Source organism: Streptomyces sp. NPDC039609, assembly GCF_055596705.1.
The window spans coordinates 628,652-639,148 of sequence record NZ_JBVIUJ010000004.1 but is presented as its reverse complement, the minus strand read 5'-3'; the positions used below and the strand labels follow the sequence as shown (position 1 = coordinate 639,148).

The window sequence follows — 10,497 nt, the reverse complement described above, 5'->3', positions numbered from 1 at the left end:
GACACCAAGTCCTGGGGCAACCACCACCACCGCCGCTAACCCCACAACCGGCAACCCTCACACCCGCTCGTCCACAGCGAGTTGCAGGGTCGACCTCCTGAGATCGCGTGCGCCGGGCGGCCTGAGTCGCCCGGCGCACGCCTCCCGGCTCAGGCTGCAGACGCTTGACACCAGGAAGGGCCCGGAGGAAGACGCCTCCGGGCCTTTCCGTTTCGCGACAACGGCCTGACAGGCAGAATCAACAACCAGTTGAAGGGAACGAGGAGGGGACAGTGCCCAGTTTCGGGGCGGTGCTCGGGGCCATTGGCCGGGGGGCTCTCGCGGTCGGCAAATTCGTGTGGGACGCGGCGAGCGGGCCGACCGAGGCCGACGAGGAGGACGCTCGCTACGAGATGGCGAGGCTGGCGGACCACATCGACGGCGAGGTGCCGGAAGAACTGCGCGGTCGGGCGTGGGGCCTGGTAGTCGACCAACTGCGCGGCGTCGACATGGACATCGACCGGATGGTGGAGCAGGCCAAGGCTGAAGCCGAGGCGGAGACGGAAGCCACAGAGGACTACGACCAGAACGAGAAGGAGAAGTAGGGCGGCACGGCAAGGGGCCCGGAGGCACACAGCCTCCGGGCCCCTTGGCATCCCGGCTCAAGTCGGGTTCGACGTAGGCACGTACAGGGCGCGGGCTGCTCGACTCCGTGCCGGAGTCGAGGGCTCCGGCCACGCGACACCGTCGAGGCGGCCGGGCCGTATTCAGTCTGTGGCGGCGGTCCGCGACGGACCGATGCGCAACGCCCCGGCATTGAGCTACTCGCCACGGTGACCGACGTCCCGGGCCCCCGGAGCCGTCCAACCGTCGGGGGGCGACCAATCTCGTGCGCGGAGAGGGCCAATACCTCCTGCGGCTCCGCGTGTCGTCATGGTGACACGCGGTCTAGGATCGCGAGCTACTTTGATCGCTCTGACGCGGAAGGGCCTTGAATGACCCACTGGAGCACGCGGATAGCCACCCTGCTGGCGGCGACCACCATGATGGTCGGTATCTCCCTCGGAACGGGTGCGGGCACCGCAGCGGCAGCACCCCGACTCACCTACCAGTCGAGCTGGTATCAGTCGGGGAAATCAGTGGTCGTCTACCTCTACGCCGACGGCGACTACGCCGGATACGTGAACTGGAACGCGGACCCGGTCGGGATCGAACCCGGAGACGCGCTGCGGGCGAACGACGACGCGGCCGACGGGTGGGGCGTCAAGGGGACCGTCTCGGCACCGGGGTGGCTGATCCGCGAGGCTTCCACGCAGGGGCACCCGTCCCCCTACACAACCCCATGGCAGACCGGCAACCTCGACGAAGACAATCAGTACACACTTGACGCGTGCCTGGCCAAGGGCTCGGAACGGGTTTGCCTCTATGGCTACTTCCGCGTCAAGTCGTAGGCGGATCTCTCACCCCAGGTGGCGGGGAGCAGAGACTTCTGCCGCGGCCACCAGAAGCTGACCTCACCTTTCGCCGTGCGGACGCGGGTGTCACCGTCGCACTCGGACCTGGCACCCAAGCGGGTTCGTGGGAAGCAGACATGACGACCCCTCAGAGCTCAGGTCACCCGCAGAACCCTCCGCCGGGTACCCCTCCCACCAAGGGTCAGTTGGTTCGTAGCACGACTCACCCGTCCGGGAAGCGGTCCGACCGAATCGCTCCCTGGACGGGCTGCCGAGCCATCACGAGAGTCCAGGAATCGGTTGGGTCGACCTGTCCCTGCCTTGAGTCTGATGGCGGTAGTGAAGCGGGTCGGGTCGTCACAAGTGCGGCAGCGGCCGCGGGCCAGGAAGGCCCTCCCCCACCACGCGGACACCCTCGGGGCGGAGTCTCACGGACCCGGGCTGACCCGGCTGTCAGATTCGCCCCCTGCTCACGCGCAAGAGCAGCAGTAGCAGTAACACATCAGCGCGCCGTAACGGCCAACCTCGAAGGAGTACTCCATGCCCGCCGGGACGTACATCCAGTCCCCGGCCGTGAGCTCATAGCCGTTGTAGACGATCGACCCACCCGCGATGAACCGGATGCCGGCACCGTCGTCGTGGGCGTGCGGGGACGCCTTCGCGCCCGGCTCGGCAACCGTGATGTAGAGCTGGGACTCACAGGCCATGTACACCGGAAGCTGCCACTTACGGAAGCCAGGCGGAACATTGTCGACCTCGAGAATCTTGAGCGCCTTCTCGACCCCCTCATCCTTCGACGTGATGATGCGGTTCTCGACGTCGAGTCCGCTCTCGCGAACCGCGTCCTTGATGCGCTCCACCCCCTGCTCGAACGTGAGCCTGTTGGGATCGAAGGTCTGCTTCGCCATGGACTTCTCCTCCTGAGCGATCGTCACCACCCGGCCGGTGCGGCCGGTCGAAGGAGTGGGTATCCCGTCTGCTCCGGGGCCCACGGCGGCAGCCGAAGATTCACTGCGACAGCGTCATCAAGACAGCCGTCTGGTCCAGACTGCGTCCACGCGTACGGGTCGGGGTGAACAGCAGGCCCGGTTTGGCCGTCGAAGTTGCCTTCGTAGGCCAGATCGTCACGCAAGGCCCCAGCTCCGGGGACAGCCTCACGGGCGCGGGTGAGCATCGGTTCCACTGGGGGGCGCGACTCGGCAGCCGACCAGGGTGACGGTCGCGCGCTTCGGGCCTTGCGCCGCCATCGGCTCCAGCCGTCGTGCCGTTCCGGGGCTCGCGCGTTCGGGGTGGCGCGGGCCCCGGAGAGGCAGCCCCGTATCCCGTCCTCTCCACCAGGCCGCGGCTGCGTCGTTCCCGTCGACGGGCCCGGCCGCTTGCCCGCGACCTGCGGCATCCAGCACGACCACGGCAGACCTGACGGTCACGGAGCCGGCCACCGTCAGGTGGCGGGCTTTTTCACGGCAGGAGCTGGTCCTCGTGTGGTTGCGAGCCGATGGTTAGCGGGCTGTCGGCTCGACGTAGGTGCTGTCGAACCAGCTGATGAAATCGCGGACGGTGCCGATCTTGGCGACCTGGGCATGCAGGGCCTTCTGGTCGTGTCCGGCCAGGAACCAGCCTCCGGCGACCGGCTCACCGCAATCGCAACCGCAGAGTCAGCTGTCGTGCGGAGAGTCGAAGTACGCAATCGGATTGCGGGTCGGCTCTACGGGGGGCTTCTCGCCGACGTAGGCGCCGTAGACCTCGTCCCCCGGCTCGAGGAATCGGCCCTCGATCGCCTTGCGTCCTCCGCTCATCGGAACCAGCTTGTCGATCCGCATGGCCATACGCACGTCGGCTTCGCAGGAGAGCAGCGCGTATAGCTCCTCCTCTGCCCGCTCCCCGAGGACCCAGCAGCCCCGGTTGGCGCGGAAGAGCGCTTCGTCGTCCATGTTGGGGTCCCAGCCGACGTGATCGCGGCCCAGCTGGTCTTCCTTCGGGTGTTGACGTATCGCATGCGTCCGAGCGTGGTGTGAATCATGACCCGCCCCCAATAGGTGGATACCAGGACCCCTTGCCCTGTGGGCTATCGAGCAGCCTGGCAGAACGCACAGATACCTTCAGCCCCTTGGATGCCAGGTCTTCGACTATGTCGAATGCGGTGCAAGCGCGTGCCGGCACGTACTGCGACACGCCCTCCGCGCGGCACGCCGCCTCACTCGTCCTCTGCGGCACTGGCTTTGCCACCGGGAGCCAGCAGGCCGTCCTGAGCTGCGCATCGCCGTGCTGGCCTACTCCGATCGCCCGCTGCGCGCACCAGCCGAACGCAGCGCATGTAGCCGGACAATGCCCCGGTCAGCCGGTGAAGGACTCGGGGCCGAAGCGGCCCCACACCACGAAGGCGGCCAGGACGAGGTAGACCAGGTCCACCAGCATGAACTTGATCTCGTGACGCCGTATGCGGGTGATCGCCGCGCCGGTCATCATCAGCACCAGGCCGAGGGCCGCCAGCGGGACCAGGACCGGCGCCACGCCGAGGACGGCGGGCAGGATCAGGCCCACCGCGGCCAGCACCTCGAGGGCTCCGATGGTCTTGATGCCGCCGGCGCTGAAGTCCTCGGTCCAGCGGGCACTGGGGCCGCTGGCGGCGATCTTCTCCTTCGGCACGATCATCTTGAAGGCACCGCCGAACAGATAGGCGGCGGCGAGCAGTCCGGTGGTGATCCACAGGGCGAGGTTCATGGGATGTGTCCTTCGTAGGGTGTCGGCACGGGGAGCCAGGGCCGGGCAGTCGCGTAGCGGGCGGGCGGTCAGCGAGCCGGCGCCGGGCGGTCGGCCAGGCGTGCTGGCCGGGCAGTCGGTCAGCGAGCCGAGGCTGAGCGGTCGCGGGGGCGGGGGTCGGCCAGCCCCGCTGGCCCGGCAGTCGGTCAGCGAGCCAGGGCCGGGCAGTCGCGTGGCGGCGGTCGGTCAGCCGTGCTGGCCGGGCTGGTAGTCGCCCGCGGGCTGCTGGATCATGACGTTTCCGCGGTTGAACGCGTTGATGATGGCGATCTGAGCCACCAGGTCGGCGAGCTGGTCGTCGTCGTAGTACTTGGCCGCGTTCGCCCACACCGCGTCCGAGACCCCGCCGGCCGCATCGGCGATGCGGGTGCCCTCTTCGGTCAGCTCCAGGGCGGCGCGTTCGGCTTCGGTGAACACCGTGGCCTCGCGCCAGGCCACGACCAGGTTGAGACGCACCGCGCTCTCCCCGGCGTGCGCGGCGTCCTTGGTGTGCATGTCGATGCATCCGGCGCAGCCGTTGATCTGGCTGGCGCGGAGCATCACCAGCTCCCGGGTGGAAGCCGGAACCGTCGACTCCTTGAGCGCCTTGCCGGCGGCGACGATGTGCTTCATGGCCTTGGCGGCGACGGGGCTGTTCATGAAGTTCAGTCGAGCGTTCATCGTGCCCTCCTTGTTGCTGCTTTTCGCTGTTGCCCTCTAAGACAGGGCACTCCGGCAGCCTGTGACAGGGGCTGATGTGACGTGCGTCTCTCCGCCCTACGGCGATGGCCCGCCGACGGCCGACCGGCACCCCTCGGATACCCTCTGGGCGTCCTGTGGATCTTGGACAGAGCTGACGGGCGGCGCGCTTGGACTGGGCACCGCGGTACGCGAGTTGAGGGAGGGGTCCCATGTCGGGAGCAACGGATATGACGGACGAGGCCGGCTACCGACCGCTGATGTTCTCCATCGCCTACGGGATGACCGGGTCGGTGGGCGACGCCGAGGACCTCGTCCAGGACGCCTTCCTCGGCCTGACCCGGGCGCAACAGGCGGGCACCGCGGTCTCCGCACCAAAGGCGTACCTGACCACGGCTGTGACGCGGTTGGGGATCAACCACCTGAGCTCGGCACGGGTACGGAGAGAGATGTACGTGGGGAACTGGCTTCCCGAACCGGTCGTCGTGACGAACGACCGGCCGGGGCCTGTCGAGCACGCCGAGCTGGCCGACTCGCTGTCCATGGCCTTCCTCGTACTGCTGGAGGCCCTCTCCCCGGTGGAGCGGGCGGTGTTCATGCTGCGCGAGGTGTTCGGGTACGACTACCCGGACGTGGCGAGGACCACCGGAAAGACCGAGGCGAACTGCCGCCAGATCTTCGCCCGCGCCAAGAAGCGCATCGCCGCGGCTGGGAGGGACACGGACAGCGCGCCGCCCCCCGCCCACCGGGCCGAAGGCGAGAAACTGGCCCGCAGGTTCTTCGAGGCGGCCGAGGGCGGCGACTTGGACGCCCTGCTCGGCATGCTCGCGCCCGATGTCGTGTACTACGGGGACGGCGGCGGCAAGGCGCGTGCGACCAGGAATCCGGTGGCCGAGCCGCAGCGCGTCGGGCAGCTGCTCGTCGGCGGGTTCCGCCGGATCCGCACCCTCGGTGCCGACCTCCGTCCGGCCTGGGTCAACAGCCGCCCGGGCGCCGTGACGTACGACCCCGAGGGCCGGGTGGTCAACGTGGTCGAGCTCGACATCGTCGACGGTGTGATTCGGGCGATCCACACCGTGTCCAACCCCGACAAACTCGGCCACCTCGGTCCGGTGTCCGGCATGGCATTGCTGTCGGAGTAGCAGTTCACCCTTCACCACACAGAAGCGTGCGAGGCGACGAGTAAGGGCGAAGGAAAAACGTGGCCCGCTCTCCCCGCTCAAGGACCGGCACGTCTACTTCCTGGGCCGCTATCTGTTCAACATCAAGGCCGGCGGATCCGGTCAGGACCTGCGCCCCCTTCCGGGACCCGGAGGCCGCCGAGGACGACGTGGACTGACGGTGGCTCACCCGGCCCGCCGGGCCACTCGTTGCCTCCCGTGGAGGCCAGGCGCCCGACGCTACGGGGGCCGAGGCGAGGAACCCGAGCTGGGCTAAGCGCAGGCTCAACGACCTCGCGCAGCCCTAAAGGGCGCGCTCCTGAACGGGATCCGAGGATTTCGGGTGATCTGGATCATCGGCGGGGGCAGCGGCACGCAGCGCCGCCTCAACCCGGCGGTTGCTGGTCATGGTCGCGGTGACGGCGGTCATGGTGAGGAGGAGGCCGGCGGCGGTGTAGAGCGGGGTGCGTACGTCGTAGGTGGTGGCCAGCCAGCCGCCGAGGAACGCGCCGAACGGGGCGGCGCACATGGCGAGCATGCGGGAGGTGGAAGCGACCCGGCCCATCAGGTGGGCGGGGACGATCGCCTGTCGGAGGGAGGGGCCGAGCACCATCGTGGCGCCCATGCCCGCGCCGCAGACGGCGAGCGCGAGGCCGGCGACGTACGGGTTCGGGGCGCCGGCAAGGCCCAGGATGGCGAGTCCCTCGACTGCGGCCGTGCAGGTCAGAGCGGTACCGGTGCCGAGGCGTCGGCCGAGGAAGGAGGCGATGCCCGCGCCGAGCAGACCGCCGGTGGCCTCCGCCGTGAGGAGCAGGCCGAAGCCGAAGGTGTCGATGCCGAGACGGTCGTGCGCGAAGAGGGCGAGTACGGTCTCCACGGCGAGGAAGGCAATGTTCCCGACCGCCGGACGCAGTGCGAGCCCGAGCAGCAACTGATCCCGGAATACGTACGAGGCGCCGGCCCGCGCCTGCCGCAGCAGCGACTCACTGGCCTGCGGTACGGGCCGGGAAGCGGCAGGCAGCGACCGTACGAGCAGTGCGGAGAGCGCGAACGAGACCGCGTCGGCGAGCAGCGGAACCGCCCGCCCGAGCGCGAGCAGGGCACTGCCCACGGGCGGCCCGGCGAAGCCGGACGCGGCGGTCTGGGTGCCGCGCAGGCGGGAGTTGGCGCGTTCCAGGAGCGCGGGGTCGCGGCCGAGCAGATCCGGCAGATAGGCCGTGGCGGCCGTGTCGAAGAACAGTCCGCCGAGGCCGAGCAGGAAGGCGACGGCCGCGAGCAGGGGAATGCTCAGCATGTCGAACGCGGCCGCTGCCGCCGGTATCGCGAGGAGCACCGCACGCGCCGCGTCCGTGACCCACATCGTGCGCCGGCGGTCCCAGCGGTCCACCAGTGCACCGCCGAGCACCCCGAAGAGCAGCCACGGCAGCGTTCCGGCGGCCGTGACGACGGCGAGCGCCATCGGATCCCGGGTCAACGTCAACGCGAGCAGCGGCAGCGCGGCATGCGTCACCCCGTCACCGAGCGAGGACGCCGTCTGCGCGGTCCACAACCGTCCGAACCCGGTCGGCAACTTCCGTACTTCTGAGGTCACTTGGAACCGTCCTCTGCCTGCTCGCGCCGTGCCGGGTGGAACAGTGCGAAGACGAGGGACGCGTCCGGCAGCGACGGATCGGACAGCTCCCGGTACTCGTCCGCCAGCGCCTGCAGCCGCGCCCCCAGCTCCGCGAACTGCTCGTCGGTGAGCCTCAGATGCGCCCTCCGTACGTGCCGCTCGCCATCCACCGGCGCTGCCTCCAGATCCGCCACCGCATGCCGCATCAGCACATCCGACCCTCCCTCGCCCGGATCCGGCAGCACGATCGACCGCGCGGCCATCGCGTAGTACCGCTCGGTGACCCCCCGGACCTTGCGCGTTCGTACCACCGTCACCAGGCCTGCCCGCTCCAGCAGCCGTACGTGGTAGCTGGAACTCCCCTTCGCGAGGCCCACTCGCTCGGCGATCTGCGTAATCGTCGCGGGCTCGAAGCGGAGCACGGCCATGATCCGGTGGCGCGTGAGATTGGAAACGGCACGTAGCTGCTCGTCAGTGGTGACGTGGAACGACTCGGGGAGATCAGCGGTAGGCATGGGACCCAATGGTCAACACTTCTTGACCATTGGGCAAGGGATTTTCGATGGGGTGTCCGAAAATCGGCTGCCCCGGTGTCCTCCCGCGAGTCGACAGGCAGCTCCTGCTCCACCAGCGCCGGCTGACCGCACGGCTCGCCACCGTCGAGGAACCCGAACACCCCCATGTTCTCCGGCACTTTGCCAGGTGGCACCAGATGAGGCGCCTGCGGGCAAAGGCCGAGAAGGCCCCGCCGGGACGCTCCCAGACCAACCACGCCAAGCGCAGGAGGTCACCCAACCAGGCGCCTTCCTCTCATGGCTCGCCGACCGAGGGCGCGCAATCGGGCAGCGCCGGCAGGCCGACATCGATGCATGGCGCACCGAGAGTCTGGCCACGCGTCGTCCGTCCCAGTCATTCCTGCGATGGTGCATGAAGACCGGCCGGATGCCCCACCTCACGCTGCCACCCGCGGTCATCAGCCAGGTCCGGGAACCGCTGCACCAGCACCGCCGGCTCGCGATGATCGGGCGTGTCCTCGACGACGACTCCTTGCCCCTGCGGGCCCGGGTCGCCGCCGCGCTCGCTCTCCTCTACGCGCAGTCCGTCCGTCAGTCGTATGGTCCGCCTCACGACCGACGACGTCACCGACGACGGGACCACCTTCACCGTCGAGCTGGGAGACCCGCCGTCCCCGCTGCCGGAGCCCGTCGCCGACCTGATGCGTGCCTACATCCGGTCCCGCCAGCACCTCCCCTATGTCAGCAGCAGAAGCACACAGTGGCTCTTCCCCAGCCGCCGGCCCGGACACCCCATGAACCCAGTGAGCCTCCAGGTCCACCTCCGAAAGCAATGTCAGTACCCTGTGGCAGGCTCTGCCCCCATGAACAAACAGCAGTTCTGGCAGCTCATTGAGGCAGCCCGCAATCAGGCGTCCAACCCGAACGACGGCGAAGCGGTCGCTCGCAAGGCGACCTTGCTGCTGGCCTCCCGGCCGGTCGAGGAGATCGTCGCCGCTGAGCAGGTGCTGTGGGACCTGATGGTTGATTCCTACACCAATCCTCTCTGGGCCGCTGCTTACATCGCCAACGGTGGGTGCTCCGACGACGGCTTCGACTACTTCCGCGGCTGGCTGATCACTCAGGGCCGTGAAGTCTTCGACCGCGCAGTCGCTGACCCCGATGCCCTGGCAGAACTGCCCATCGTTCAAGCCTCCGCGGCCGACGGCGTCGACCTGGAGGGTGAGGACATGCTGGGCATCGCCTGGAACGCACACATCTCGGCGACCGGTGATCAGCTCCCCGCGAGCCCACCCACCATCCGCTACCCGGAGCTGGACCCCACCTGGAACGTCGATTTCGATGACCACAACGAAATGGCTCGCCGACTGCCCCGCTTGGCAGCGCTCTATCTGAAGTAGGCGGAAGGTCGCAGTCAGGAGGCGACGTCAAGGAGCGGAGACTGCCGAACATCACTGTCCGTCACACTACGTCAAGCCATGGACTTGCCCTTGACGTGGTACTCGTCGGAGGGCATCGAGTCCCATTCGGTGTTCGCGCCGTCGCGCGTCACCATGAACAGCGGACGCGAGCGGAGAACATGCCCGACTAGTTGCCCGCGTATGAGAACCCCGGGGTCATCCGGTCCTGCGTAGCCCTCGGGCGTGTAGCGAAAGTGCACGTCCATCGCCTCGGCATACGCGATCGCATCGCTCTCCAGCTCCGACAGGTCTCTCCCGACCAGCGGGAGTCCGTCGTACGCGACCTGGGGACCTTGCGCGGCGTCGGCAGCGATGCAGAACAGCCCCGCAGCTTGGCTCACGTAGGCCGTGACGGCAGGCGGAGAAGGAGCCACGCCGCGACGGTGGACTTCGATCTTCCAAGTCGGCGAGAAGATCGCGTAGTCCCGTGCACAATCGCTGACCTCCGTCTGGCCGAGAATCTCAGCCGCCTCGACCACCTCGTCGACGGTCATACCGAACCGGAGCGGTCCGACGCCGACTGCAGGCGAATAAGACCACTCATCCCGTTCGGCGCCTCCGAAATCGGTTTCGGTCTCGAACGCCACAGTCGCTCCTCTGGAAACACCCGGGTACTTGCCGCCGCCCATCATGCCCATCACCAACCAGCAGACTGCGGGGTGCCGTCGAGCTCGCGCAGATCACTCAGGGCAAGCCCCATCCGGGTTCGGCCGCGAGTACGCGACACCTGAACATGCGGGCGCACCAGTCTCACATCCGTGGTCGGGGAAGGAAGAGGGCGGGGAGCATCTCGCCCAGCCGGCCGGCGGCTCCATGGATCGTCGACCGTGTTGCCGAGATCGGTCATCTGCAACCGCTCCAACCCCCCAGTCCGACAGG

At 68.4% G+C, this 10,497-nt stretch carries 11 protein-coding genes; 4 read left to right on the top strand and 7 right to left on the bottom strand.

The genetic code is table 11. The features are described 5' to 3' along the window. Nucleotides 1-272: 272 nt before the first annotated feature. Both ACZ561_RS15180 and ACZ561_RS15175 read left to right on the top strand, forming a co-directional pair. Nucleotides 273-584 carry a hypothetical protein gene (locus ACZ561_RS15180; RefSeq protein WP_470994389.1) on the top strand — a complete coding sequence of 104 codons (312 nt, stop codon included), beginning with the start codon at nt 273-275 and terminating at the stop codon, nt 582-584. Nucleotides 585-974: 390 nt separating this feature from the next. After that, nucleotides 975-1,430 carry a hypothetical protein gene (locus ACZ561_RS15175; protein ID WP_470994386.1) on the top strand — a complete coding sequence of 152 codons (456 nt, stop codon included), beginning with the start codon at nt 975-977 and terminating at the stop codon, nt 1,428-1,430. Nucleotides 1,431-1,903: 473 nt separating this feature from the next. On the opposite strand, the gene ACZ561_RS15170 is transcribed toward ACZ561_RS15175, so the two are convergent. The 4 genes from ACZ561_RS15170 to ACZ561_RS15155 form a co-directional block, all read right to left on the bottom strand. Further along, nucleotides 1,904-2,341 (bottom strand): cupin domain-containing protein, encoded by a 438-nt coding sequence (locus ACZ561_RS15170; protein WP_470994382.1) that lies wholly within the window; start codon nt 2,339-2,341, stop codon nt 1,904-1,906. Between the two features lie 747 nt (nt 2,342-3,088). Then, entirely contained in the window at nt 3,089-3,364 is a 276-nt protein-coding gene (locus ACZ561_RS15165) for a hypothetical protein (RefSeq protein WP_470994380.1), read from the bottom strand. A gap of 403 nt (nt 3,365-3,767) precedes the next feature. Beyond that, entirely contained in the window at nt 3,768-4,154 is a 387-nt protein-coding gene (locus ACZ561_RS15160; RefSeq protein ID WP_470994377.1) for a DoxX family protein, read from the bottom strand. Between the two features lie 225 nt (nt 4,155-4,379). Then, nucleotides 4,380-4,853, bottom strand: coding sequence for a carboxymuconolactone decarboxylase family protein (locus ACZ561_RS15155; RefSeq protein ID WP_470994374.1), 474 nt, complete (start codon nt 4,851-4,853; stop codon nt 4,380-4,382). Nucleotides 4,854-5,083: 230 nt separating this feature from the next. Between ACZ561_RS15155 and sigJ the strand changes: the two genes are divergently transcribed. Further along, nucleotides 5,084-6,013 (top strand): RNA polymerase sigma factor SigJ, encoded by a 930-nt coding sequence (sigJ, locus tag ACZ561_RS15150; protein WP_470994371.1) that lies wholly within the window; start codon nt 5,084-5,086, stop codon nt 6,011-6,013. A 322-nt stretch (nt 6,014-6,335) separates the two neighbouring features. Here sigJ and ACZ561_RS15145 read toward each other — a convergent pair whose 3' ends face one another. Both ACZ561_RS15145 and ACZ561_RS15140 read right to left on the bottom strand, forming a co-directional pair. Next, on the bottom strand, nt 6,336-7,622 hold the full coding sequence (locus ACZ561_RS15145; protein ID WP_470994369.1) for an MFS transporter: 1,287 nt from the start codon (nt 7,620-7,622) through the stop codon (nt 6,336-6,338). Then, a complete protein-coding gene (locus tag ACZ561_RS15140) occupies nt 7,619-8,158 on the bottom strand; it encodes an ArsR/SmtB family transcription factor (RefSeq protein WP_470994367.1) in 540 nt (179 codons plus the stop codon). Before ACZ561_RS15140 ends, ACZ561_RS15145 begins: the two co-directional genes overlap by 4 nt. An 863-nt stretch (nt 8,159-9,021) precedes the next feature. On the opposite strand from ACZ561_RS15140, the gene ACZ561_RS15135 reads away from it, so the two are divergent. Continuing rightward, nucleotides 9,022-9,558, top strand: coding sequence for a DUF4240 domain-containing protein (locus ACZ561_RS15135; RefSeq protein WP_470994363.1), 537 nt, complete (start codon nt 9,022-9,024; stop codon nt 9,556-9,558). A gap of 71 nt (nt 9,559-9,629) precedes the next feature. On the opposite strand, the gene ACZ561_RS15130 is transcribed toward ACZ561_RS15135, so the two are convergent. After that, nucleotides 9,630-10,205 (bottom strand): hypothetical protein, encoded by a 576-nt coding sequence (locus ACZ561_RS15130; protein ID WP_470994359.1) that lies wholly within the window; start codon nt 10,203-10,205, stop codon nt 9,630-9,632. Nucleotides 10,206-10,497 lie beyond the last annotated feature (292 nt).